The organism is Aeromonas sp. 61P (assembly GCF_051919545.1).
Taxonomy (GTDB): Bacteria; Pseudomonadota; Gammaproteobacteria; order Enterobacterales; family Aeromonadaceae; genus Aeromonas; species Aeromonas veronii.
In genome coordinates this window covers 4,693,788-4,718,842 of the sequence record NZ_JBQBEL010000001.1, presented here as the reverse complement: position 1 = coordinate 4,718,842, position 25,055 = coordinate 4,693,788, and the positions used below count along the sequence as shown (strand labels likewise).

Below are 25,055 nucleotides of genomic sequence, written 5' to 3'. Positions count from 1 at the left end.
AAACGGTGATGTGAAGAATCACGTCACTGGCTGCGAGGATGACACCTCATAAGAAGCGGCAAATGATTTAGCGCAAGCTAACCGAATGCGGAGCGGTAGTTCAGTCGGTTAGAATACCGGCCTGTCACGCCGGGGGTCGCGGGTTCGAGTCCCGTCCGCTCCGCCACTAATTTGAAGGCCTTCCCAGATGGGAAGGCCTTTTTGCTATGGCGGTTTTTGCCCACTGACCCCCAATGTTTCCAACTTTGGCTACAAGAGCCCGAGTGATGGTATTGCCGTGTTGGGTGGTGAGGCGGTGCCGGTCAACCCCTGCTCCAAGTATGAGGACATGAAGTTCTCACCTGTAGTGGTCTAATCATTCCGGACACCATTTTAGGTGGTACAGTCGCCACCATGACCTGAGGTGTCCAATGACAAGATTACGTCGCTCATTTACTGCCGAATTCAAACTCGAAGCCGCATCCCTGGTGCTCGACCAGGGATATTCTGTCCCCGAAGCCAGCCGTTCACTGGACGTTGGTGAAACCGTGCTCCGTCGCTGGGTTCAGCAATTGCAATCCGAACGAACTGGCACAACCCCGATTAGTAAAGCACTGACTCCGGAGCAACAGAAAATCCAGGAGCTGGAAGCCCGTATCAACCGGCTCGAACGTGAAAAGGACATTCTAAAAAAGGCTACTGCTCTCTTGATGGCGGACGAGTTTACACGTACGCGCTGATAGACCGATTAAGGGAGCAAGCCCCCATCACCTTGGTCTGTTGCGCTTTCGATGTACCCACCTCCTGTTTTTACGACTATCTGGCCCGCAAGCAGACGATTAACCGTGAGCGGATACAGCAACGCAGCGAGTTGCGCCGGTTGTTCAAAGAAAGCAGGAGCTCAGCGGGTAGCCGCGCCTTGATGTCGATGATGCGGGAGTTGGGGTATCAGATTGGTCGATTCAAAGTACGTAACCTGATGAAGGAAGCCGGTCTGGTATCCAAGCAACCGGGCGCTCATCGCTATCAAGTCGCTCGGTCTGAACGACCGGACATTCCCAATCTGCTGGCCCGCGAATTTGATGTCCAGCAACCCAATCAGGTGTGGTGTGGCGATATCACCTACGTCTGGGCAGGTGGTCGCTGGCATTACCTGGCAGCGGTGCTTGACCTGCACACCCGGCGGGTCGTGGGCTGGGCGATGTCTGATAAACCTGATGCAGAATTGGCCATCAAAGCACTGGATATGGCCTATCAGCAGCGGGGTTGCCCATCCTGTGTGCTATTTCACTCCGACCAGGGCAGCCAATATGGTAGTAGGGCATCTCGGCAACGACTGTGGCGTTATCGCATAACCCAGAGCATGAGTCGGCGTAGCAACTGCTGGGATAACGCCCCGATGGAGCGACTGTTCAGGAGCATGAAGTCAGAGTGGCTCCCGGCTATGGGATATATGAGCTTGCGAGAGGCGAAGCGGGATATCAGTTACTACCTGATGGATTACTACAACTGGCGGCGTCCACATCAACACAATGACGGGATGCCGCCAGCAGAAGCCGAGGAGCGGCCTAACCAAGTGTCCGGGTTTAGTTGACCACTACACTCTGCGTGTTAAATCTATCAGCAAATTAATCAGTTAAGTGCCCTGGCCCAGAAATCTGCTGGCCGGGGCATTTTTTTAGGTTAGAATCGGCGCCCTCATGGCATCAGGTGTACTATATGTTGTGCCATTAATTTTAGATGGCACCATTGGTTGTGTTTTCTGCTGTTGTCATGATGTTGATGCATTCACATAAGGTTGATTGAAAATGGCTAAATCGAACCCGGTGCTGGAGAGTGAGCTTGGCTCCCGCCTTATCCCCATGCAGGAAACGTCCCTCGAGATCTGGGATAGCAAGTATCGCCTCAAGAGCAAGGATGGCACTCCCATCGACAGCTCTATCGATGAGACTTACCAGCGGGTAGCCCGTGCGTTGGCAGAGCAGGAGCTGGAACCGGAGGCCTGGTATGAGTCTTTCCTGTGGGCACTGCGCAATGGTGCCATTCCGGCGGGCCGGATCACCTCCAACGCCGGGGCTTTTGAACACAAGCCTGCCACTTCGACCATCAACTGTACTGTTTCCGGTACCATCGAAGATTCGATGGACGATATCCTCGGCAAGGTGCACGAGGCCGGTCTGACCCTGAAAGCCGGGTGCGGTATCGGCTATGACTTCTCGACCCTGCGCCCGCGCGGTGCCTTTGTCTCCGGTGCCGGTGCCTACACTTCCGGTCCGCTCTCCTTTATGGATATCTATGACAAGATGTGTTTCACCGTCTCGTCAGCCGGTGGCCGTCGCGGCGCCCAGATGGGCACCATGGATATCCGCCATCCCGATGTGATCGAGTTTATTCAGGCCAAGCGCGAAGATGGCCGCCTGCGTCAGTTCAACCTCTCTCTGCTCATCACCGAAGATTTCGTTAAGGCGGTGAAAGAGGATGCACCCTGGTCGCTGCTCTTCCCCTACACCGCCAAAGAGGTGGAGCAGGATAGCATTGCGCTGGACGATCCCGCTCAGGTGCTCTGGGCTGACTGGCCCAACAAGGAAGGGGTTGTATTCAACGAGTTGGGGCAGGTCGCTTGCAAGGTCTACAAGACCATGCCAGCCCGCAAGCTGTGGAATGTCATCATGACCTCGACCTATGACTATGCAGAGCCCGGCTTCATCCTGATCGACAAGGTCAACCAGATGAACAACAACTGGTTCTGTGAAGAGATCCGCGCGACCAACCCCTGTGGTGAGCAGCCGTTGCCGCCTTACGGTGCCTGTCTGCTGGGTTCGGTCAATCTGACCAAGTTTGTGCGCGACCCTTTTACTGAAAACGCTGCGTTCGATTGGCAGGCGTTTCGCAAGGTGGTAGCCATCTTCACCCGCATGCTCGACAACGTGGTGGAGATCAATCAGCTGCCGCTGGCCAAGCAGCGCGAGGAGATCACAGCCAAGCGCCGTCATGGCATGGGCTTCCTCGGGCTTGGCTCGACCCTCACCATGCTGCAGATCAAGTACGGTTCTGCCGCGTCCGTCGCCTTTACCGAGCAGGTATCCCAGGAGCTGGCGATGACCGGCTGGCAGGAGTCCCTGCGTCTGGCCAAGGAGAAAGGCTCTGCCCCCATCATGGAGCAGGAGTTTGAAGTGACTGGCAAGATGCTGCGTCTGCGCCCGGAAATGGCGGCTGATGGCATCAAGGTGGGCGACAAGGTGAAGGGCAAGGTGCTGCACGCACGCTACAGCCGTTACATGCAGCAGGTTGCCGAGGTGGATCCTGCGCTGGTCGCCGAGCTGGCCGAAGTGGGTGGGCGTTTCACTCACCACAGCAGTATTGCGCCGACCGGCACTATCTCCCTGTCTCTGGCCAACAACGCCAGCAACGGTATCGAACCGAGCTTTGCCCACCACTACAGCCGCAACGTTATCAAGCCGGGCAAGAAGAGCAAGGAGAGCGTGGATGTCTACTCCTTCGAGCTGCTGGCCTACCGCGAGCTGGTGAATCCGGCCGCCATGCCCTATGCCGATGATGAGGCGAGCCGTCTGCCGGACTATTTCATTACTGCTGACGACATCAGCCCGGCCCAGCATGTGGACATTCAGGCGGCGGCCCAGCGCTGGATTGACTCCTCCATCTCCAAGACTGCCAACGTGCCGACCGATTTCCCGTTCGAGCAGTTCAAGGACATCTACATGTATGCCTCGGACTCCGGCCTCAAGGGCTGCACCACCTTCCGCTTCAATCCGGAGGCCTTCCAGGGCGTGCTGGTGAAGGAGAAGGATCTGGAGAACACCCTGTACGATTTCACCCTGGAGGATGGCTCCGTCATCTCCGTCAAGGGGAACGAAGAGATCGAATACGATGGCGAGCTGCATACGGCCGCCAACCTCTACGATGCCTTGAAAGAAGGCTATTACGGTAAATTCTGAGAACGACATTATGGTCAAGAAGATCGACAAGAAAATCGTCGCCTACAAGGTGCGTACCAAGGATGAGCCGCAAGAAGATCTCTCTGCGCAGGATGACGTGGTGCACATGCACGAAACCGTGCTGCGCCCGGAGCGGCTGATGGGTACCACCTACAAGCTGAAGACGCCGGAGCATGTCTCCGAGCACTCGCTGTTTATCACCATCAACGACATCATTCTCAACGAGGGCACGGTGCACGAAACCCGCCGTCCGTTCGAGATCTTCATCAACTCCAAGAGTCTGGAGCACTACCAGTGGATCGTGGCGCTGACCCGCATCATCTCGGCGGTATTCCGCAAGGGTGGGGATGTCACCTTCCTGGTGGAGGAGCTGCGTTCCGTATTCGATCCCAAGGGCGGCTACTGGAACAAGGGCAAGTATGTGCCGTCGCTGATCGCCGAAATTGGCAACGTGATCGAGAGCCATCTCACCGAGATCGGCATGCTCAAGGCGCCGGGACTGGATGAGCATCAGCAGGCGTTTCTGGCCGAGAAACAGGCCGAGTTGAAAGCCGCTCAGGAGGCCGAAGAGCAGCAGGCTGGCAGTGGTTTCCCGGCCAATGCCGCGCTCTGCTACAAGTGCCACACCAAGGCGCTGGTGCTGAAGGATGGCTGCATGACCTGCCTCAACTGTGGCGACTCCAAGTGCGGCTGACAGACAGGCCCAAGTAGTTGAATGATAGAAAAAAGACCGGCCACAGTGCCGGTCTTTTTATTGCTGTTTTTATGCTCAATCAAATCAGACGGCCCAGTGATTTGTTGCGCGATAGTAAAATCGGGCGTAGCGTTGAGGGTAATAAAACTGTCACGGCCGTGTGGTTTCAATGACATCTGAGATTCACACACGTGGCCCTTCAGTGCCAAGGAGGATGCTTATGGACAATACGGACCGAAAGCTGTTTATCCTGGATACCAACGTTCTGCTTCACGAACCCCTCGCTATCTACTCCTTCAAAGAGCACGACGTGCTCATCCCCATGACGGTGCTGGAAGAGCTCGATAACATCAAGGATCGCAACAAGGATGTCAGCCGCGACGCGCGGGTTGCCATTCGTGCGCTGGAAGATGTGTTCCGCGATGCAACCCCGGATCAGATCACCCAGGGCGTTCCGCTGGCTGGCGAAGCGAGCGGCAATATCTGCATCTTCAGCGATCACCATCTGCCGCAGGATGCCGAGGTCTTTACCGACAAGGAGGCCGACAACCGCATCATCAACGCGGCCCTCTATCTGCAAAAGCACGAGTTGAAGCGTCAGGTGGTGCTGGTCACCAAAGACATCAACATGCGCCTCAAAGCTAAAGGGGCTGGGCTTGCTCACGTTGAAGATTACCGCAGCGACCAGCTGATCGACGATATCCGCCTGCTGGCCAAGGGCTTTCAGGTGGTGCCCGGCAGCTTCTGGGAGCGCGTCGGCGAGTGCGAGAGCGAGACCCACGGCCGCGACACCATCCATGTGATTGATGCCAACCTGCTGGAGGGAGTTCACGTAAACCAGTATCTGGTGGATGAGGAGAATTTCTTCGCCGCCCGGGTGCTCAGCCACGATGGCAGCAAGATCCGCATCAAGGATCTGGGCCGCGAGCGACTGATGTCCCGCAAGGCGTGGGGGGTTCATCCCAAGAATGTCTATCAGGGGATGGCGCTGGATGCACTGCTCGATCCGCACATCGATCTGGTGATCCTGACCGGCCCGGCCGGTTGCGGCAAGACCTTGCTGGCAATGGCTGCTGCGCTGGAGCTGGTGATTGAGAAGGGCATTTACGAGAAGGTGATCGTCACCCGGAATACCCCGGAAATTGCCGAAAGCATCGGCTTCCTGCCCGGCACCGAAGAGGAGAAGATGATGCCCTGGCTGGCGGCGGTGACCGACACCCTGGAGGTGCTGCACAAGCAGGACGAGAACATGAGCGGCTCGCTCAGCTACATCATGGAGAAGGCCAATATCCAGTTCAAATCGGTCAACTTCATGCGCGGGCGCAGCATCCAGAACACCTTCGTGCTGCTGGATGAGTGCCAGAACCTGACCGCTTCCCAGATCAAGACCATCATCACCCGTTGCGGCGAAGGCACCAAGATCGTCTGCTCCGGTAACCTGGCACAGATCGACTCCAACTACCTGAGCCCGGTGACCTCCGGTCTCACCATCGTCGAGCGTTTCAAGGATTTTGACGGCAGTGCCAACATCTTCCTCAATGGTGTGGTGCGCAGCCGACTGGCTTCGTTCGCCGAGGAAAACCTCTGATTTAAATGAATATTTCCAGATGCAAAGGGAGGCCAATCGGCCTCCCTTTTTGATCATGGCGCAGTCTTTACTCCCAAGGGCTATTGGCCAAGGTAGCGCAGCAGCCCCGGGTGGCCGCTATTTTGCAGAATATCCGGCTTGCCTTGCAGGGCGATGCGGCCCTCGTCGACAAAGAGCACCTGATCGGCAATCAGCTGGGCATCTTCCGGATTGTGGGAGACCATCAGTACGGTAATGCCCTGTTCGCAGGCTAGCCTCGCCACTTCCGCCAGCATCTCCCGGCGCAGGGCGGGATCGAGGGCAGAGAAGGGCTCATCCAGCAGCAGCAGCGGTTTGCCGCGCACCAGCGCGCGAGCCAGCCCGACCCGCTGCTGCTGGCCACCGGAGAGCTGTTCAGGTAGGCGGCTTAGCATCTCGCCAAGACCAACCCGCCCGGCCGCATCGATCACCTGTGACCGCTGGGCGGCGCTCAGGCGCAGCCCCGGGTGCAAACCGATGGCGATATTGTCGAACACCGACAGATGGAGGAAGAGGTTGTGATCCTGAAACAGGGTGGTGACCGGTCGCTCGGCGGGGCCCAGCTGCAGCAGATCTTCACCATCGAAACTGAGGCGGCCAGATTCCACCGGCACGAAGCCGGCGATCATCCCGAGCAGGGTCGACTTGCCTGCACCGCTTGGGCCAATCAGCGCGGTGATCTCCCCCTTGGGCAGGGTCGCGCTGAAGCTGACGCGCCAGTCGGGGTAGCTGGTAGCAAGCGTATCAATGTTCAGCATGTTTTCCTCCTCAAAGGGTCCGTTCGACCAGCCAAAACAGCCGCAGAAACGCTAGCGCAGTGGCGCCAGGCTTTTTGTATCTCAATGATGCTCGCCATTTTTTCCTCCTAGCCCCCGTTCCACCAGCCAGAATAGGGAGAAACAGAGCGTGAGCAGCAGCAGGGCGGTGGCGGCCGCCTCGGTTAGCCGGTAACTGCCGAGCTGCTGATAGAGCAGCCAGGGCAGGGTGGTGAGCTCCTGACTGCCAAACATGGCGATGGCGCCGAGATCCCCGAGCGAGAGGATCATCGACAGCGCCATCGCCAGTGCCAGCGGGCGGCGCAGCAGGGGCCACTCTACCAGCCGCAGGCGATGCAGACCGCGTACCCCCAGACTGTCGGCCAGCCGGTCATACTGGCGCACCACCAGTTGCATGGGGGCGGAGAGGGGGCGCATCACATAGGGCAGCGCCATCAGGGCGTTGACCAGTACTACCAGCCAGGGGCCGAGGGCGAACACGTCGGCGAACGGCATAAACAGGATGAAAAGACCGGTAGAGAGCACCACGGCCGGGATCATAAGGATTACCGAACCGCTGGCCTCCCACAGGGCGGCAGCTCGCCGCTGGCGGGTGCGTACCTTGAGGTGACGGCTGGTGAGTAGCAGGCCGCTGCCAAGCAGGGTCGCCAGTGTGCCCGCCGCCAGTGCAATCAGCAGCGACTGGCCGCTCGCCTGCCACAGTTTGGCGGAAGTGAGCGCCGTCAGCAGGCCGGGGTGAAGGCCTGCCACCACGATGGCCAGCAACGGTGGCAGAAAGATGGCGAGCCCGATGCAGAGTGAGAGCAGGTCCACCACGGCCGTGCCCGGCTGATGACGGTCCGGCCGCAGGCAGGGACGACGGGGGGTCACTCTGCTGGCCGGGGTACTCTGCAGCTTGTGCTGCAGGGCGAGCAGGGCGGCGGTCAGGATCAGCTGCACCAGCGCCAATCCGCCCGCGGTGGCGAGATCGAAGTCAAAGCGCAGCGCCTGATAGACGGCCACCTCCAGGGTGGTGGATTTCGGCCCGCCCCCCAGCGCCAGCACGGTAGTGAAGCTGGTGAAACAGAGCATAAAGATGAGGCTGGTCAGCCCCGGCAATATGCCGCGAATAAGCGGCCACTCCAGTAGCCGGAAGATGTGGGATGAGCGCATGCCGAGCTGGCTGGCAAGGCGCCAGCTCGATTCGGGGATGCTCTCTATGCTCTGCAGCATCAGACGGGCCGCTAGCGGCATGTTGAAGAAGACGTGGGCCAGCAGGATGCCGAACAGGCCGTAGAGATAATTGCCGGGATCCAGCCCCAATGAGCGCAACAGTTGCGGCAGCCACCCCTGTTTGCCGTGTACCGCTACTATGCCGAAGATGGCGATGATGACCGGCAGCACCAGCGAGAGACCGAACATCTTGATCAGCAGGGTTCGGCCAATGAAACGGCGCCGCGCCAGCGCGCGGGCCACCGGAATGGCCAGCCCGAGACTGAGCAGGGTGGAGAGCAGTGCCTGCCCCAGACTGAAGCCCAGCACATGGCGTAGATAAGGATCTGCGAGCAGGGTGCGGGGGGCCAGCGAACCGGCCTGCCACAGCAGGGCCGCGAGCGGCCCGAGGGACAACAACAGGATCAACAGGGTGGCTGCACTGCCCGGCAACCACCAGAGGGGACGAGCCTGTGGTTTCAGATAACGGCTCACTGGGTGACGGCTTGTAGCCACTCGCGGATCCACCCTTTGCGATTGGCGGCCACCTCATCGCTGCTGAAGGCGAGTGGCTTGGCTACGGTGATCATCTGCTCGAAGCCCTTGGGCAGCTGCGTGTCGATAACCGGATACATCCAGTTGCCGGTCGGGATTTCCTGTTGGAAGGCGGGGCTCACCATAAATTGCAGGAACTGGTCAGCCAGCTTCCCCTGTTTGGCGCTCTTCAGCTTGGCGGCCACTTCTACCTGACGGTAGTGACCCTCCTCGAAGGCGGCAGCCTGATACTGGGGCTTGCTCTCGGCAATCAGGTGATAGGCCGGAGAGGTGGTGTAGGAGAGCACCATGTCCGCCTCGCCATCGAGGAACATGCCATAGGCCTCGGACCACCCCTTGGTGACGGTGACGGTCTTCTTGGCAAGCGTGGCCCAGGCTTCAGGAGCCTTGTCACCGTAGACAGACTTCATCCACAGCATCAGCCCCTGTCCCGGGGTCGAGGTACGGGGGTCCTGATAGATAACCTTGAGATCGGGGCGCTCCACCAGCTCTTTCAGGCTCTTGGGCGGGGTCTTGAGCTTGCTCTTGTCGTAGACGAAGGCGAAGTAGCCGTAGTCGTAGGGGACAAAGGTGTCATCCTGCCAGCCACCCGGCACCTTGATGCCATCCAGCTTGGCGGGATGGGAGGCGAACAGGCCGCTCTGCTTGGCTTCACTGATGAGTGCATCATCCAGCCCCAGCACCAGATCGGCCTTGCTGTGGTTACCCTCCAGCCGCAGCCGGTTGAGAATGGCGACCCCATCTTCGAGGGGAACCAGATTGAGGGTGCAGTCGCACACTTTCTCGAAGGCCTGTTTGATCTTGGGCCCCGGACCCCACTCGGCAGTGAAGGAGCTATAGGTGTAGACGGTGAGGGTGTCGGCGGCGAACACATTGGCCGACAGCAGGCCGGTGGTGACCAGCAGCAGGGTCTTCATGGGTGGCACTCCCTATTACTTGTTAATAACGAGGTGCCAGCGGGTGAGGGCGCAAAAAATGAGCGCCATGCCTCAAATTCCTCCGCCAGCATTATCTGGATCAGGTGCACGGGTATAATCTCAGCGGTAAACCGCACCCCGTTTGAGAAACGAACCGCATTGTATTAACGTTCTTTTGGGTAGACCAGCACAATTGTGCAATACCCATGAGATGACGCCCACCCAACAGAGGATGTTCGCGTGCTTACCAATACCAAGGAAAGGCGTGCCTTTGCGCGCATGGTCATCAATGCTCCGGTCACCGTCTATCAGCAGCAGCTGGTGCTGGAGGGGATCTGCCGGGATCTCAGTGCCAACGGCATGGGGATTGCGGTCTCTGAACACCAGCTCGACATCAATCAGCCCATCCGGATCAGTCTTGCCACCAACAACAACCTGTTGCCCCCCTTTGAAGCCCATGCCCGTATTATCCGGGTGCTGGAGGAGGAGAGCGGGTTGCTGCTGGCGGTAGAGTTTCTGCCTCAGGGTTAATCCTCTCTCCCCATCGGCAGAGGGAGGGGATTAACCTTTCTCCTGAACCGGCTGCACACTCAACTGCTTGCTATCGACCAGCGTTTTGCTGGTCGATGCTATTTGGCCCGCAGGCAAGGTGGCTGGACCGGTAGGTTCGAGCAGCAGGTAGCTCTGCCCCTGCCAGTTGAGGGTCACATCCCCCGGCTTGGCGGGCAGGTCAACAGCCAGCAGGGCATGGCCGGGGACGAACACCATCGCCTGTTTCAGCTCGGGAAAGAGCTGGGCCAGCATGGCGGCCATCAGGGTTACCTTGCTGTCGCAATCACCCCGGTTCTGCTCCAGCACCTGACGGGGCGGGAGAAAGCCCTTGCCCTGTCTTCCATTCAGGCTATCGAGCTGCTGATAGGGGATGCTCTGGATAAAGGTGAGCATATGGGCCACGGTTTTCTGGCGCGCTTCCGTTTCGGTGCTGCCCTGCTGCTTGAGTTGATCCGCCAGCGGAGCCAGCCCGCTGCGACTCTCCAGCGCGATGCGCACATGGTCCTGCTTCACCGCCAGCTGCCCGTCCGGGGTGTTGAAGTACTGGAAGTAGTGTTTGGTCAGCCACGCCTGCTCCTCTTTGCTCCGCTTGGACTGCAGAAAGGCCATCGCCTCGCGCGCCTTGTCCTGATTGCGGCTTTTCAGATGCAGCTCCAGCGAGGGACGGGCGAGGGTGAACTGCACCTCGGGGTAGTTCTGGCGCACCTCCCGCAGCAACACCTGCAACACCTCCTCCTGCATTCTGGCCGGGCGATAGGCGATGAGAGGCGGCAACTTGCCCTGTTCGAGCCGGTAGGTGAGCTGTTGGGGTTTACCTTCGCTATCCTGCCAGCCGACGCTGATCTGGCCGAGGCTGTTGTTGAAGCTGGTTTGGCTGGCCCCCGCAGGCAGGGCAAGCAGCAGGGCACAGAGCAGAGGGATTGCCGTCGGTCTCTTCATCATCCTTTCCTGTGGCACGGGCCAGTTCCGGTGGCCCAAAGTGGGAAGCGTAGCGGACAGTAAAACAGGGAGCCGAAGCTCCCTGTTGATTCTACTCGTTTTTTTGCAACTGGCGCGTTAAATCCAGCTCGGCTGCTTCGCCTCAAAGGCGCTGATGGCGGCCTCGTGCTGCAGGGTCAGACCGATGGCATCCAAGCCGTTGAGCAGGCAGTAACGGCGGAACTCGTCGATCTCGAAACCGAAGCTGAGCTCACCTGCGCGTACCTGATTCGCTTCCAGATCTACCTCGATCTCGATGCCCGGTTTGGCGGCCACCAGCTGGAACAGGGCGTCGACCTCTTCCTCCTTCAGGCGCACAGGCACCATGCCATTGTTGATGGCGTTGCCGTAGAAAATGTCGGCAAAGCTCGGGGCTATGATGGTCTTGAAGCCGTAGTCGGCCAGCGCCCAGGGGGCGTGCTCGCGACTAGACCCGCAGCCGAAGTTCTCGCGGGCCAGCAGAATGCTGGCACCGGCGAATTGCGGCTGGTTCAGTACAAACTCGGGGTTTGGCTGCTGGCCGGCATCGTCCAGAAAGCGCCAGTCGTGGAACAGGTGCTTGCCAAAACCGATGCGGTTTACTTTTTGCAAAAACTGTTTGGGAATGATGGCGTCGGTGTCGACGTTGGCGCTGTCGAGGGGGACGACGATCCCTTTATGCTGTTTGAATCCTGTCATCGAAATGTCCTCTTACAGTGCGCGAATGTCGGCGAAGCGGCCGGTGACGGCGGCGGCGGCGGCCATGGCCGGGCTGACCAGATGGGTGCGGCCGGCGCGGCCCTGACGCCCTTCGAAGTTGCGGTTGCTGGTGGAGGCGCAGCGCTCTCCCGGTTGCAGCCGGTCGTTGTTCATCGCCAGACACATGGAGCAGCCGGGCAGGCGCCACTCAAAACCGGCCTCGATGAAGATCTTGTCCAGACCCTCGGCTTCGGCCTGCGCCTTCACCTGCTCGGAACCCGGCACCACCAGCGCCTGCACGCCAGCGGCTACCTTGCGACCGCGAGCGATGGCGGCGGCAGCGCGCAGATCCTCGATGCGGCTGTTGGTGCATGAACCGATGAATACCTTGTCGATGGCAACGTCGGAGAGCTTCTGGCCTGGCTGCAAATCCATGTAGGCGAGCGCCTTGCGGGCGGACTGCTGCTCCATCAGATCGCTGAAGGATTCCGGTGCCGGAATCGGCTCATTGACGGCAATCACCTGGCCCGGGTTGGTACCCCAGGTGACCTGCGGGGCGATATCGGCGGCATCCAGCACTACTTCGGCATCGAAACGGGCACCTTCATCGCTCTTGAGGCTCTGCCAGTAGGCGATGGCCTGCTCCAGTACCTCGCCCTTGGGGGCAAACTCCTTGCCACGAATGTAGTCGATGGTGGTCTGGTCGGGAGCGATCATACCCGCCTTGGCGCCCAGCTCGATGGCCATGTTGCACACCGTCATCCGCCCTTCCATGGAGAGGCTCGCAATGGCATCGCCAGCGAACTCCACCACGTAGCCGGTACCACCGGCGTGGCCGACCTTGCCGATAATGGCCAGTACCACGTCCTTGGCACTGATGCCCTCGGCCAGCTTGCCGTTGACCGAAATGCGCATGGTCTTGGCGCGGCCCTGTTTCAGGGTCTGGGTCGCCATCACATGTTCCACTTCGGAAGTGCCGATGCCAAACGCCAGCGAGCCGAAGGCGCCGTGAGTGGCGGTGTGGGAGTCGCCGCAGACGATGGTGGTGCCGGGCAAGGTGATGCCGAGCTCGGGGCCCATCACATGGACGATCCCCTGATATTTGTGGTTGAGATCGTAGAGGCGAACCCCGAACTCCTTGCAGTTGTCGGCCAACGTCTCCATCTGGATGCGGGCCATCTCGCCGGAGGCGGCGATGTCCTTGGTGGTGGTGGAGACGTTGTGATCCATGGTGGCCCAGGTCAGGTCCGGGCGGCGCAGCTGGCGATTCATGGCGCGCAGGCCGTCGAATGCCTGCGGGCTGGTCACTTCATGCACCAGATGGCGGTCGATGTAGATGAGGGGGGTCTCCCCTTCCACTTCCCGTACCACGTGGGCGTCGAATACTTTCTGATAGAGGGTCTTGGCCATTGCTTCTCTCTTCCTTGTTCTCTGTTATGCGGCTCAGATCCGGGCGGCGATCTGGCTACCCATCTCGGACGTGCTCTGCACCGGGTGGCGGGCGCTGGCCTGATGCAGGTCGGCGGTGAAGTAACCCTCGGCCAGGGTCTGGGCCACGGCCTGCTCGATGGCCTGGGCGGCAGCCTCCATCCCTAAGCTGTAACGCAGCATCAGGGCGGCGGAGAGGACCTGGGCAATGGGATTCGCAATACCCTTGCCGGCGATATCCGGGGCCGAACCACCGGCCGGTTCGAACAGGCCGAAACCCGATTCGTTGAGGCTGGCAGAGGGGAGCAGGCCCATGGAGCCGGTGATCATGGCGCACTCGTCGGAGAGGATGTCACCGAACAGGTTGGAGCAAAGCAGCACGTCGAACTGGGAGGGATCCTTGATGAGCTGCATGGTGGCGTTGTCGATATACATATGGTTGAGGGTTACGTCCGGATAGGACTTGGCGACTTGCGTCACCACCTCGCGCCACAGAATGGAGGAGGCGAGCACGTTGGCCTTGTCGATGGAGGTGACCTTGCCACGGCGCACACGAGCCGACTCAAAGGCAATCTTGGCGATGCGCTCAATCTCGAAGCGATGGTATACCTCGGTATCGAACGCCTTCTCGTTCGCCCCTTCTCCCTCGCGCCCCTTGGGTTGGCCGAAGTAGATGCCACCGGTCAGCTCGCGCACGCAGGCGATGTCAAAACCGCGATCCGAGATGTCGGCACGCAGGGGCGAGAACTGCTCGAGGCCGGTGTAGATACGGGCCGGACGCAGGTTGCAGAACAGCTTGAAGTGGGCGCGCAGGGGCAGCAGGGCACCGCGCTCCGGCTGATCGTTGGGGGGCAGATGTTCCCATTTCGGGCCGCCTACCGAGCCAAACAGCACGGCATCGGCCGCTTCACAACCTTTGATCGTGCTTTGCGGCAGCGGGGTGCCGTGGTTGTCGATGGCGATGCCGCCCACGTCATGGTGATCATACTCGAAGGCGAGGCCGAACCTGGCCTGCACCTTCTCCAGCACCTTGACGGCCTCGGCCATCACTTCCGGGCCAATGCCGTCACCCGGCAATACTGCGATCCGATAACTGCTCATACACTCTCCATCCTGATATTGTCTTTGAGATCCCTCTGCCCGGTTTTACCAACGCCGCGCGCGGTTGCCGGTTCAGACGTTCCCCGTCCTGATGTTGTCATTCCATGCCGTCTGTGTGGCTGCGAGTCCTGCTCAGACGGTTTCTGATTTGATGCTGTTATTGCGTTCCATCTGCTCGGCCACCTGATCGGCGCGCCAGATGCTGTTGATCACATGGAGCAGGGCGTGGGCCGAGGATTCGATGATGTCGGTGGCCAGCCCCATGCCGTGGAATTTGCGCCCTTTGTACTCGGCGACGATATCGACCTGACCGAGGGCATCTTCCCCTTCGCCCTTGCTCTTGAGGGCATATTTATCGATGCGGATCTCATAGCCGGTGATGCGGTTGATGCACTGGTAGACAGCATCCACCGGGCCATTGCCGGTGGCCGCTTCGCAGATCAGCTCCTGCCCCACCTTCAATTTGACCGAGGCGGTGGCCAGCACCGAGCTGCCGCTCTGGACCCCGAGGTACTCCAGCTTGAAGTGCTCCGGCTCTTCGTGGATCTGGCTGAAGAAGGCCAGCGCTTCGAGGTCGTAGTCGAACACCTGCCCTTTCTTGTCGGCCAGGGTCAGGAACTTGCCGTAGAGGTGGTCGAGGTCGTAGCTACTCTCGGCATAGCCCATGGACTCCATCCGGTGCTTGATGACGTGGCGGCCGGAGCGGGAGGTCATGTTGAGGTTGTTCTGGGTCAGGCCGATGCTCTCGGGAGTGATGATTTCGTAGGTATTTTTCGCCTTGAGCACCCCATCCTGATGAATGCCGGAGCTGTGGGAGAAAGCGTTGGCACCGACGATCGCCTTGTTGGGTTGCACCGGCATGTTGCAGAGCTGGCTGACGAGGGTGCTGGTGCGATGAATTTCGCTGTGGCGGATATTGGTTTGCACTCCGAGCAGGTCGGCGCGGGTTTTGAGGATCATCGCCACCTCTTCCAGCGAGCAGTTGCCCGCCCGTTCGCCGATGCCGTTGATGGTGCACTCAATCTGGCGTGCCCCCATCTGCACCGCGCCGATGGAGTTGGCCACCGAGAGCCCCAGATCGTCGTGGCAGTGGACCGAGATGATCGCCTTGTCGATATTAGGGACCCGGTTGAACAGGGTGTGGATGATGCCGGAGAACTCGGTCGGTACCGTGTAGCCCACGGTATCAGGGATATTGATGGTGCGGGCCCCCGCCTTGATGGCGGCCTCCACCATGCGGCAGAGATTATCGATCGGCGTGCGGCCCGCATCCTCGCAGGAGAACTCCACGTCATCGGTGTAGCGCAAGGCGTGCTTGATGGCGCCGACTCCCATCTCCAGCACGTCTTCGAAGCTCTTTTTCAGCTTGCTCTCCACGTGGATGGAGGAGGTGGAGATGAAGGTATGGATGCGAAACGCCTCGGCGACCCGCAAGGCTTCGCCGGCGGCGTCGATATCCTTGGGCAGGGCGCGGGCGAGGGCGCAGACCCGGCTGCTTTTGATGTGGCGGGCGATGGTCTGCACCGATTGAAAATCGCCGGGAGAAGAGACCGGGAAGCCCACCTCCATGACGTCGACACCGAGCCGCTCCAGCGCCTGGGCGATCTGCAGCTTCTCCTTGACTGTCAAACTGGCCGCCAGGGCCTGCTCACCATCACGCAAGGTGGTGTCGAATATGATGACCCGATCTGACATGTGACTTCCCTCTTCCTAAGTTCGGTAACGTGCATCCTGCGGCGGCATAAAAAAACCCGTGCAGGGTGCACGGGTTTTTGTAAATTCCGGCTATGCCTTAGCCCGGCTACAAGGATCCCGCGCGAGTTAACGCGATTAGGGAGATTAGTAGTAGCGGGGTGGCGATACGCATGACGTTGTTATTCCTTCCAGTCGATAACGCTTTTACCAATATCGAGATTTTTATGCTGTGTCAACACGGAAGGTCAGGGGCAATCTGCTGGCGTATTTAATCGGATTGTAAAGGATTGCAAATTTCCTTGTCCCATATTCGGCCCATGACCGATTATCTGGTCATTCCTGCTGTGCTCTATTCTCTGCACAACCAGATCGACTTATCAGCATTGGCTGAATTATCTGAGGTGTTAAATGGAAAAACGTAGACCTGGTCGTCCGGTCGGACGTTCTGACATTCGTGACAAGTTGCTTGCTGCCGCCCGTGAGCGTTTTCTCAATACTCCCTATAGCAAGGTGACTACACGCGAAATCGCGGAGCTTGCTGGCTCCAATCTGGCAATGATCCACTACTACTTCGGCAGTAAAGAGGGTCTTTACAAAGCGGTGCTGGGCGATGTCGCCGAGCCCCTCGACCATGCCTGGCAAGATGAACACAGCAATCACAGCCTCAACGAGCTGCTCAACACCTACTATCAGGTGATGGCGCCCAACAGCGAGCTGACCTCTGCCATCTCCAGCGCATTGTCGACCGAGAAGAGCCCGGGCCGGGATTTTGTGCTGAACCGCCTGCTGGAACGTCAGCTGCCGCAGTTCGATGCCCTGCTGGAAACCATGAAGTCCAACGGTGAGCTGGGTGACAACCTGGATCCCGACATGCTGAAGATCTCCTTCCTCAGCATGATGTGGCAGCCGTTCGTGATGAAAGATCTCTACGAGCAGGTGTTTGGCCTGAAAGTGGATGAGCACTTCATGGCCCGTCTGGCGGACCACAATTGCCGTCTGATGGAGACCGGCCTGCGCGGCAGCCACTGATTTTGCCGCAACATCGAGATTAAAAAGGGCCATTCGGCCCTTTTTTCATAAATCTGTTATCCCTTGTTCAACGTAACGTCATCCCGCTTTCTTACTCTGCAAGCAGAATTCAGGGAAGGAGGGGATATGAACAAGATCCAGCAATGGGACCTGCAGGTGTGCCGGGTCTGCCTGCTTCACGGCTACAACCGGCAGCAGGCGAGGGTGAGTCGTCTCATTTCCCGCACCGGCGATGGCCCGCTTTACGCCGTGCTGGCCGCCCTGCTCTGGTGGCAGGGGGAGGCAGAGCGGGAGCTGGTGCGACTGGCGCTGCTAGCCTTCGCCATCGAACTGCCCCTCTATCTGCTGCTGAAAAACAGCCTGAAACGGCAACGGCCGGTCGGCTTGCCGGTCTTCATCACTCCTTCCGATCGTTACAGCCTCCCCTCCGGCCACACCGCCGCCGCTTTTCTGATGGCCACCATACTGGCCACCGGCTTTCCGCTCTGGGCGCCCCTGTTGTTTGGCTGGGCGGCGCTGGTGGGGGCATCCCGGTTGCTGCTCGGGGTACACTACCTGAGCGATCTGGTTGCCGGTGCCCTGCTGGGGGGCGGTTGCGCCGTGCTGGCGCTCAGCTGGAGCCACTCATGAGGATACTGTTTGGGGTGCAAGGCACCGGCAACGGTCATATCAGTCGCAGTCGCACTTTAGCGCGAGCGCTGCGTACGGCAGGGGTCGAGGTGGATTATCTCTTCAGCGGCCGCCCTGCCGACCGCTACTTCGACATGGAAGAGTTTGGCGCCTACCGCGCCTTTCCCGGCCTCACTTTTGTCAGTCACGAGGGGCGCGTTTCTCCGTGGCGCACCCTGCAAGCCGCCTCGCCGCTCACCTTCTGGCGGGATCTGCGGGCTCTCGATTGCAGCGAATACGATCTGGTGGTGAGCGATTTTGAGCCGTTGACCGCCCACGCCGCCCGCCGCTATAGCAAGCCGAGCCTCACCGTCAGCCATCAGGCCAGCTTCAACTGGCCCATCCCGCGTTGGGGGGAGGATGGGGTCAGCCGCCAGCTGATGCGCCACTTTGCCCCGGTGGATCAGCCGCTCGGGCTGCACTGGTTTCACTTCGGTCACCCTTTGCTGCCGCCGGTGATCGACCCCATCACCGCCGCACCGGATAACGGCGAGATCCTGGTCTATCTGCCGTTCGAGCAAACCGAGGCGATCGCTGCCCTGTTGTCGCGCTTTGGCCAGCAGCGCTTCGTCTGCTTTCACCCCGCCATTCGCACCCCCAGCCAGTGGCGCAACCTGCGCTTCGAGCCGCCGTCACGGCACGGGTTTATCGCTGTGCTGGCCGGTTGTCGCGGCGTCATCTCCAACGCGGGTTTCGAGCTGGCTTCCGAGGCACTCACCCTCGGCAAGAAGCTGCTGGTCAAGCCCCTCGGCGGCCAGTTCGAGCAGCTGACCAACGGCAAGACCCTCGAGATGATGGGACTGGCGACCCTGATGGATGTGCTCGATGCCAATCTGGTGCGCAGCTGGCTCGACAGCGCCTCGCTGGGGGCGGTCTGCTACCCCGATGTAGCGGGGGAGCTGGCCCGCTGGCTGGCGGCGGGCGCTGACGAGAGCGTGGCCTCTCTGTCACGTCGGCTCTGGGCGCGCACCCTGTTTCCGGAGGAGGTGAGTGATCGCCTGAGCGAGCTGGATGGGGGCGACTGTTTATCCAGTTGCTGGTTATCGCAAGTGAGCGTTGTTGACTAGACTGAAAGGCGATCCCACCAAGGAGAGGACGGAGCAAATGCGCTTTACCAATGAAAACGGCGAAGTCATGAACCTGGCTGACAATCTCACCCTGCACGAGTTGCTCGATATGGGTGTCAGCATTTCGGTCAGTGAAGAGACCGATCCGGATCAGCAGATCTGGTTGGCGGAGCCGGATCAGGAGAACTGAGTCATCATTCGGCATCAAGCCCATCGCTGAGCGGTGGGCTTTTTTTTGGCTGTTTTTCCCCTCTGCGGAATGATCCGCTGGCCATTCCCCGACTTCCTTCCCTTTTGTCTCATGGTCGCTACGGCAAGTCATTGAATGTTAATAGCCGGTTGAAATGTATGACTGTTCTGGTCAGATAAAGCCGTGGACAAGCGTTATGAAGCGGGTTAAGTTGGTTTTTCACCCTATTTTCGGGTGAATGACGGAAAAATCCTTTTTTTCTACTGTCGACGGGGCTGAATTGGGCCGATCTGCATTCAGATAACAACAAGAAACGGATCGGGCCGTGCCGGGAAGCACGACATCGTCGGCGGGATTCGCTAAACGGAGCAAAGCCTGGAGGGCTTTATCATGGAGATGTTATCAGGCGCCCAGATGGTGGTTAGAGCGCTGGAAGATCAGGGAGTTGAGCACGTCTTCGGCTACCCTGGTGGCTCAGTGCTCGACATCTATGACGCTCTCTTCGAAAACGGCAAGATGGAGCATGTCTTGGTGCGGCACGAGCAGGCCGCGGTTCACATGGCTGACGGTTACGCCCGTTCCACCGGCAAGGTGGGAACCGTGCTGGTAACGTCAGGCCCGGGAGCGACCAACTGCATTACCGGTATTGCCACCGCCTATATGGATTCCATTCCGCTGGTGATCCTCTCCGGCCAGGTGCCGACCAGCATGATCGGTGAGGATGCGTTCCAGGAGACCGACATGATCGGTATCTCCCGCCCAGTGGTGAAGCACAGCTTCCTGTGCAAGAAGGCGAGCGATATTCCCGAGGCCATCAAGAAGGCCTACTACATTGCCGCCAGCGGCCGCCCGGGGCCGGTGGTGGTGGATCTGCCCAAAGATGTGCAGAACCCGAAAGAAAAATTCCCCTACCAGTATCCCGAGACGGTCTCCCTGCGCTCCTACAACCCGACCAAGTCTGGCCATAAAGGGCAGATCAAGCGGGCAGCCAAGCTGCTGGTAGAAGCCCAGCGCCCGGTGATGTACGTGGGCGGTGGCGCCATCAACGCCAATGCGGACCATCTGGTGACCAAACTGGCGGAGCTGCTGAACTTGCCGGTGACCACCACCCTGATGGGGCTGGGGGCCTTCTCCGGCGTCCATCCGCAATTTATCGGCATGCTGGGGATGCACGGCACCTTCGAAGCCAACAAAACCATGCACAACGCGGATCTCATCTTCGCCGTCGGTGCCCGCTTCGATGACCGCGTCACCAACAACGTGGCCAAGTTCTGCCCCAATGCGACCGTGGTTCATATCGATATCGACCCCACCTCTATCTCCAAAACGGTGCAGGCCCATGTGCCCATCGTCGGCTCGGTGGAAACCGTGTTGGAGCAGATGCTGGAAGTGATCCGCGAGTGTGGCTTCGATAACGACAAGGAGGCGCTGGCGGACTGGTGGAGCCAGATCAACCAGTGGCGCTCCCGTCACTGTCTGGCCTACGAAAAGTCGGCTACCCAGATCAAGCCGCAACAGGTGATCGAGACCCTCTACAAGGTGACTCAGGGTCAGGCGTTCGTTGCCTCCGACGTGGGCCAGCACCAGATGTTTGCTGCCCTCTACTACCCGTTTGCCAAACCGCGCCAGTGGATTAACTCCGGTGGCCTCGGCACCATGGGCTTTGGCATTCCGGCCGCCATGGGGGCCCAGTTTGCCAACCCGGATGCGGTGGTCTGCTGCGTCACCGGCGATGGCTCGGTGCAGATGAACATTCAGGAGCTCTCGACCTGCATGCAGTACGGGGTGCCCATCAAGATCATCTCCATCAACAACCGTGCGCTGGGCATGGTCAAGCAGTGGCAGAAGATGTTCTACGGCGGTCGTCACAGCCACTCCTACATGGAGTCCCTGCCGGACTTCGTCAAACTGGCGGAAGCCTACGGCCACGTCGGTATCGCGGTGAGCGATCCGGCGGAGCTGGAGAGCGCCATGGAGAAGGCCTTCGCCATGAAGGATCGGCTGGTGTTCATGGATATCTCGGTCGACCCGGATGAGCACGTCTATCCGATGCAGATCAAGTTTGGCGCCATGGACGAGATGTGGCTGAGCAAGACGGAGAGAACCTGATGAGACACATCATTTCAGTACTGCTGGAGAACGAATCCGGCGCCCTGAGCCGGGTGGTGGGTCTCTTCTCCCAGCGCGGCTACAACATCGAGACCCTGACGGTGGCGCCGACCGAGGATCCCACCCTGTCGCGCATGACCATAGTCACCATGGGTGACGAGCGGGTGCTGGAGCAGATCCAGAAGCAGCTGCACAAACTGGTGGATGTGCTCAAGGTGTGCGACCTGAGCGAAGGGGAGCATATCGAGCGGGAGATCGCGCTGGTCAAGGCGCGCGCTGCCGGTGGGGCCCGTGACGAGCTGAAACGGCTGGCAGATATCTTCCGTGGCCAGATCGTCGACGTCACCCCCGAGCAGTACACGGTACAGCTGGTGGGCACCAGCGAGAAGCTGGATGCCTTTATCAAGACTGCCGCCCAGACCAACGAGATCATCGAAGTGGTGCGCTCAGGCGTCTGCGGTATCTCCCGGGCGGACAAGGCGTTGCGGCCCTGATGGCTGGCGGGACAGCTGATGACTCGTCAGCTGCCGCAGAGTGAAAGGAAAGAGGGCTCTGCGGAGCCCTTTTTGTTTGGTTTTGCTTTACGAGGGGAGGGATGATGTTCGGTATTCATGATCTTGCACTGTTTATGGTCTCGGGCTTGCTGCTCAATATCATGCCGGGGCCCGACTCCCTGCTGGTCATGCTGCGCAGCGGCTCGCAAGGGTGGCGTGCCGGTTCGGTCGCGACGTTGGGTATCGGCACAGGTGTCATGGTGCATGTGCTAGCGGCGGCCCTCGGTCTGTCGGCCCTGCTCAGCGCCTCGGCCGAGTTGTTTGCCCTTATCAAGCTGGCTGGTGCCATCTACCTCATCTATCTGGGGTTCTCCCTGCTGCGCCAGCAAACGACGGGTGCAATGGAGAGAGGGGCCACTCTGCCTGCACTCTCCTATGGCCAGATTTACCGGCAAGGGGTGCTGACCAATGTGCTCAATCCCAAAGTAGCGCTCTTTTTCCTCGCCTTCGTGCCCCAGTTCATCGCACCGGATGCCCCCGACAAGGCGCTCGCCTTTATCCTGCTCGGCTGCATCTTCAACCTGGGCGGCATCATCTGGTGTCACCTGCTGGTCTTTACAACCGTCTATGCCAGTCACAAAGTACGGCTGTCACTGCGTCTTGGCCGCTGGCTCAACCGGGGCATCGGCACCCTATTTGTCGGACTCGGGATCAAGCTGGCTTTTTCAAGCCGCTAACTGGCTGCCAAGGGACGTTCAAGAAGGGAGCTGGCGCACAGGGCTGAGTCGATAGCATGGCCCAAGCAGTTTGCCGTGACAATGCAACAAAAGGGGCTTGCAACTGCAGGCCCCTTTTCGTTGGTTGTTTCATCCGCATAGAGGCGTTTGCAGTGGGCAGCTAGCGTGCCGGTTTCAGCGTGCGACTGCGCAGCAGCAGGGGCAGTTGGTAGAGCACCAGGGCGCCGAGCACCAGTCCGGCACCGGCCAGTTTGGCGCCGCCGAGGGGTTCGCTATAGAAGAGGGTGCTCAGGATCAGCGTCCAGACCGGCTCCAAAAGCATCATCAGGGCGGCGTGGGCGGTGGTCATCTTGCTCAGTGCATGGGTGAGCAGCCAGTAGCGCAATGTGGTGGCGATCAAGACGCTCGCCGCAAACCAGCCCCAGATGCAGTGGCTGACTCCAGCCTCGGGCCACTGCTCGGTCAGCAGGGAGAGCAGGGTGCCGAGCAGGCCGGTCATCGCCAGCTGGATGCAGGTGAGCCAAGTGGGGGCGATGGATTGGGCAAAGTGGCGATGGACGGCAAGCTGGATACCGAGGGTAGTGGCCGCCGCCAGAAACCAGAACAGCGAGAGCGACATGCCCCAGTGGGTACTGCTGGAGAGCAGCAGCAAACCGGCGATAGCGATGGGCAGGGTGAGCCAGTAGTGGCGGCCGGGCTTGGCCCGAAAGGCTCCCCAGGCGGCCAGCGGGGCCATCAGGGTCGCGACGCTCATGATAAAGGCGCCGCTGCCGAGCGCATCGCTCTGGCTGATGGCGGTGACCCACAGCAGCAGGCTGGCACCGAGCAATGTGCCGCAACCGGCAGCGCGCACCAGTTGGGCGCGAGTCGGCGGCGGTTCACGCAACCAGGCCAAGGGGAGCAACAGCAGCGCCGCCAGCAGGAAGCGGCTGCCGATAAAGGCGGCAGGGGGCAGTTCGCGGATCGCCTCTTTCGAGAAGAGCCAGCCAGCAGCGGCCAGCAGGGTGACCAGTACCATCAGCAGCAGGGGAGTGCGGTTCATCGGGGTCGTCATGGTGAAATGGAGGGGAGAGCATAAAGGAAAGGCGCCAGGTATTGCTACCTGGCGCCTTTCGCATCTGCATTGAACCGCCGTCGCGGCTCGCGGCCAGCAATCAGTTCATGCCGTAACGCTTGAGCTTCTTGCGCAGGGTGCCACGGTTGATACCCATCATCACGGCAGCGCGAGTCTGGTTACCACGGGTGTACTGCATGATCACGTCCAGCATCGGCGCTTCGACTTCGGAGAGAACCATATCGTACAGATCAATCACTTCCTGACCGTTCAACTGGGCCAGGTAGTTACGCAGGGCCTGTTGCACAGAGTCACGCAGGGGGCGCTGGGTCGGCTCGGCAGCGTGATTGTGAGTAGTTGTTACCAATGCATCAGAAGTCAGGGTTTGTTCGAACATATTCGGTCGGCTCTTTAGTTATCTTGTTAACCTAATCCATCGAAATACGCTTCGAGTGCCTCAAGTTGCGCGTCTGCGCAATCCAGGGCATTGAAGTGCTTACGGAATTCTCGGCCCGCCTCTTCTTCATCCAGATACCAGCCCACGTGTTTACGGGCTATGCGCGCTCCCAGATATGCACCATAAACCGGTGCAGGTTGGTTACATGCTCGTTCATCAGGGTGCGAACCTCTTCCCTCTCGGGAGGCGGCAGCTTGGTGCCCGTCTCAAGAAAATGACGGATTTCCCGGAAAATCCAGGGTCGTCCTTGCGCAGCTCGGCCGATCATCACGGCGTCGACACCGGTATAGTCGAGGACATACCGGGCTTTCTCCGGGCTGTTGATGTCACCATTGGCGACAACAGGAATCGATACGGCCTGCTTAATCGCCCTGATCGTGTCGTACTCCGCTTCGCCCTTGTAGAGGCAGGCACGGGTACGACCATGCACGGCAAGGGCCGCGATACCGCAATCTTCGGCGATTCGGGCGATCTCCACGCCATTGCGGTTATCCGGATCCCATCCTGTGCGGATCTTCAAGGTGACAGGCACCTCCACTGCATCCACCACGGCCCGGCAAATTGCTTTGACCTGATCGGGGGCACGCAGCAGGGCAGAACCTGCCAACTTCTTATTCACTTTTGCCGGACATCCCATGTTGATGTCGACGATCTGTGCGCCCTGCTCCACGTTGTAGCGGGCAGCAAACGCCATCATCTCGGGGTCGGCTCCGGCAATCTGGACCGAACGCAATCCGCCTTCTGCAGAGTGATCCATCCTCATCCGGGTTTTCTGGGTATCCCAGACATCCGGGTTGGCCAGCAGCATCTCGGAAACGGCCATGCCAGCCCCCAATCGCAAACAAAGTTCACGGAATGGTCGGTCAGTTACACCGGCCATGGGAGCCACAATCAAGGGAGTTTCAAGCGTGTGGGGACCTATCTGCATTCCACGGTTACCATCGGCTTAGGGCGGCGTATATTACGCATTTTTTAGGCAGGAGAAAAGGTTAGTATTTGAGCGTCAGCCATTTTTTTCTGAAAAAAACGTCGCGCCAAGGCTTGCAAATTCTGGAGTTATTGAAAAACGGCCAGATTGCCGGAGAGTGAGTGCTGTACCATTCGGGTCGGACGCCTGCATAATTGTCAGTCCACTTGCAGGCC

The 25,055-nt window shown here is 59.6% G+C and carries 22 protein-coding genes, 1 tRNA gene, 2 pseudogenes and 1 riboswitch; of the genes and pseudogenes, 14 read left to right on the top strand and 11 right to left on the bottom strand.

Features of this window, described 5'->3' with window-relative positions:
* Positions 1-89 precede the first annotated feature (89 nt).
* The 6 genes and pseudogenes from ACTG2O_RS21855 (at position 90) to ACTG2O_RS21830 (ending at position 6,217) form a co-directional block, all read left to right on the top strand.
* Positions 90-166, top strand: a tRNA-Asp gene (locus ACTG2O_RS21855).
* Between the two features lie 72 nt (positions 167-238).
* Positions 239-343: pseudogene (locus ACTG2O_RS21850) on the top strand (pullulanase); the annotation flags it as partial.
* A 67-nt stretch (positions 344-410) separates the two neighbouring features.
* Positions 411-1,573, top strand: a protein-coding gene (locus tag ACTG2O_RS21845) for an IS3 family transposase (RefSeq protein ID WP_439976637.1) whose coding sequence is annotated in 2 segments (ribosomal slippage) — positions 411-666 and positions 666-1,573 — 1,164 coding nt in all. Because the reading frame shifts where the segments join, the coding sequence is not laid out codon by codon here.
* A gap of 214 nt (positions 1,574-1,787) precedes the next feature.
* Positions 1,788-3,935, top strand: a complete 2,148-nt coding sequence (locus ACTG2O_RS21840; RefSeq protein WP_439976636.1) for an adenosylcobalamin-dependent ribonucleoside-diphosphate reductase — start codon at positions 1,788-1,790, stop codon at positions 3,933-3,935.
* Between the two features lie 10 nt (positions 3,936-3,945).
* On the top strand, positions 3,946-4,629 hold the full coding sequence (locus tag ACTG2O_RS21835; protein ID WP_019446911.1) for a TSCPD domain-containing protein: 684 nt from the start codon (positions 3,946-3,948) through the stop codon (positions 4,627-4,629).
* A gap of 220 nt (positions 4,630-4,849) precedes the next feature.
* Positions 4,850-6,217 (top strand): PhoH family protein, encoded by a 1,368-nt coding sequence (locus ACTG2O_RS21830; protein WP_439976635.1) that lies wholly within the window; start codon positions 4,850-4,852, stop codon positions 6,215-6,217.
* Positions 6,218-6,297: 80 nt separating this feature from the next.
* Here ACTG2O_RS21830 and thiQ read toward each other — a convergent pair whose 3' ends face one another.
* The 3 genes from thiQ to thiB form a co-directional block, all read right to left on the bottom strand.
* The gene (thiQ, locus tag ACTG2O_RS21825) at positions 6,298-6,993 is read right to left on the bottom strand and encodes a thiamine ABC transporter ATP-binding protein (RefSeq protein WP_236284817.1); all 696 of its coding nucleotides are present in this window, start codon (positions 6,991-6,993) and stop codon (positions 6,298-6,300) included.
* An 81-nt stretch (positions 6,994-7,074) separates the two neighbouring features.
* Positions 7,075-8,697: a thiamine/thiamine pyrophosphate ABC transporter permease gene (thiP, locus tag ACTG2O_RS21820; RefSeq protein ID WP_439976683.1), complete on the bottom strand. Its 1,623-nt coding sequence runs from the start codon at positions 8,695-8,697 to the stop codon at positions 7,075-7,077.
* Complete coding sequence (thiB, locus tag ACTG2O_RS21815) at positions 8,694-9,674, bottom strand: thiamine ABC transporter substrate binding subunit (protein WP_236284821.1); 981 nt, start codon at positions 9,672-9,674, stop codon at positions 8,694-8,696. The genes thiP and thiB overlap by 4 nt, the downstream gene beginning before the upstream one ends.
* 60 nt (positions 9,675-9,734) lie before the next feature.
* Positions 9,735-9,825, bottom strand: a riboswitch (TPP riboswitch).
* Positions 9,826-9,914: 89 nt separating this feature from the next.
* Here thiB and ACTG2O_RS21810 point away from each other — a divergent pair.
* On the top strand, positions 9,915-10,205 hold the full coding sequence (locus ACTG2O_RS21810) for a PilZ domain-containing protein (RefSeq protein WP_005339160.1): 291 nt from the start codon (positions 9,915-9,917) through the stop codon (positions 10,203-10,205).
* Positions 10,206-10,235: 30 nt separating this feature from the next.
* Here ACTG2O_RS21810 and ACTG2O_RS21805 read toward each other — a convergent pair whose 3' ends face one another.
* The 5 genes from ACTG2O_RS21805 to leuA form a co-directional block, all read right to left on the bottom strand.
* Positions 10,236-11,165 carry a transglutaminase domain-containing protein gene (locus tag ACTG2O_RS21805; RefSeq protein WP_184234613.1) on the bottom strand — a complete coding sequence of 310 codons (930 nt, stop codon included), beginning with the start codon at positions 11,163-11,165 and terminating at the stop codon, positions 10,236-10,238.
* Positions 11,166-11,282: 117 nt separating this feature from the next.
* Positions 11,283-11,882 (bottom strand): 3-isopropylmalate dehydratase small subunit, encoded by a 600-nt coding sequence (gene leuD / locus ACTG2O_RS21800; RefSeq protein WP_042031829.1) that lies wholly within the window; start codon positions 11,880-11,882, stop codon positions 11,283-11,285.
* Between the two features lie 12 nt (positions 11,883-11,894).
* Positions 11,895-13,292: a 3-isopropylmalate dehydratase large subunit gene (gene leuC / locus ACTG2O_RS21795; protein ID WP_201983859.1), complete on the bottom strand. Its 1,398-nt coding sequence runs from the start codon at positions 13,290-13,292 to the stop codon at positions 11,895-11,897.
* A gap of 33 nt (positions 13,293-13,325) precedes the next feature.
* A complete protein-coding gene (gene leuB, locus ACTG2O_RS21790; protein WP_019445009.1) occupies positions 13,326-14,411 on the bottom strand; it encodes a 3-isopropylmalate dehydrogenase in 1,086 nt (361 codons plus the stop codon).
* A gap of 132 nt (positions 14,412-14,543) precedes the next feature.
* The gene (gene leuA / locus ACTG2O_RS21785) at positions 14,544-16,106 is read right to left on the bottom strand and encodes a 2-isopropylmalate synthase (RefSeq protein ID WP_439976634.1); all 1,563 of its coding nucleotides are present in this window, start codon (positions 16,104-16,106) and stop codon (positions 14,544-14,546) included.
* Between the two features lie 408 nt (positions 16,107-16,514).
* On the opposite strand from leuA, the gene ACTG2O_RS21780 reads away from it, so the two are divergent.
* The 7 genes from ACTG2O_RS21780 (at position 16,515) to ACTG2O_RS21750 (ending at position 22,401) form a co-directional block, all read left to right on the top strand.
* A complete protein-coding gene (locus ACTG2O_RS21780) occupies positions 16,515-17,135 on the top strand; it encodes a TetR/AcrR family transcriptional regulator (RefSeq protein ID WP_005349170.1) in 621 nt (206 codons plus the stop codon).
* A 126-nt stretch (positions 17,136-17,261) separates the two neighbouring features.
* Positions 17,262-17,765, top strand: coding sequence for a phosphatase PAP2 family protein (locus tag ACTG2O_RS21775; protein ID WP_005358196.1), 504 nt, complete (start codon positions 17,262-17,264; stop codon positions 17,763-17,765).
* The gene (locus ACTG2O_RS21770) at positions 17,762-18,871 is read left to right on the top strand and encodes an MJ1255/VC2487 family glycosyltransferase (protein WP_439976633.1); all 1,110 of its coding nucleotides are present in this window, start codon (positions 17,762-17,764) and stop codon (positions 18,869-18,871) included. Before ACTG2O_RS21775 ends, ACTG2O_RS21770 begins: the two co-directional genes overlap by 4 nt.
* 37 nt (positions 18,872-18,908) lie before the next feature.
* Positions 18,909-19,061: a hypothetical protein gene (locus ACTG2O_RS21765; protein WP_005339147.1), complete on the top strand. Its 153-nt coding sequence runs from the start codon at positions 18,909-18,911 to the stop codon at positions 19,059-19,061.
* Between the two features lie 390 nt (positions 19,062-19,451).
* Positions 19,452-21,170 (top strand): acetolactate synthase 3 large subunit, encoded by a 1,719-nt coding sequence (locus ACTG2O_RS21760; RefSeq protein WP_005339146.1) that lies wholly within the window; start codon positions 19,452-19,454, stop codon positions 21,168-21,170.
* Positions 21,170-21,664 carry an acetolactate synthase small subunit gene (ilvN, locus tag ACTG2O_RS21755; RefSeq protein ID WP_005311605.1) on the top strand — a complete coding sequence of 165 codons (495 nt, stop codon included), beginning with the start codon at positions 21,170-21,172 and terminating at the stop codon, positions 21,662-21,664. Before ACTG2O_RS21760 ends, ilvN begins: the two co-directional genes overlap by 1 nt.
* A gap of 104 nt (positions 21,665-21,768) precedes the next feature.
* A complete protein-coding gene (locus tag ACTG2O_RS21750) occupies positions 21,769-22,401 on the top strand; it encodes a LysE family translocator (protein ID WP_439976632.1) in 633 nt (210 codons plus the stop codon).
* A gap of 160 nt (positions 22,402-22,561) precedes the next feature.
* On the opposite strand, the gene ACTG2O_RS21745 is transcribed toward ACTG2O_RS21750, so the two are convergent.
* From ACTG2O_RS21745 to dusB, 3 genes and pseudogenes are all read right to left on the bottom strand, one after another.
* Complete coding sequence (locus ACTG2O_RS21745) at positions 22,562-23,443, bottom strand: DMT family transporter (RefSeq protein WP_439976631.1); 882 nt, start codon at positions 23,441-23,443, stop codon at positions 22,562-22,564.
* A 112-nt stretch (positions 23,444-23,555) separates the two neighbouring features.
* Positions 23,556-23,852, bottom strand: coding sequence for a DNA-binding transcriptional regulator Fis (gene fis / locus ACTG2O_RS21740; RefSeq protein ID WP_005309538.1), 297 nt, complete (start codon positions 23,850-23,852; stop codon positions 23,556-23,558).
* Between the two features lie 26 nt (positions 23,853-23,878).
* Positions 23,879-24,840, bottom strand: a pseudogene (gene dusB, locus ACTG2O_RS21735) (tRNA dihydrouridine synthase DusB).
* Positions 24,841-25,055: the final 215 nt, after the last annotated feature.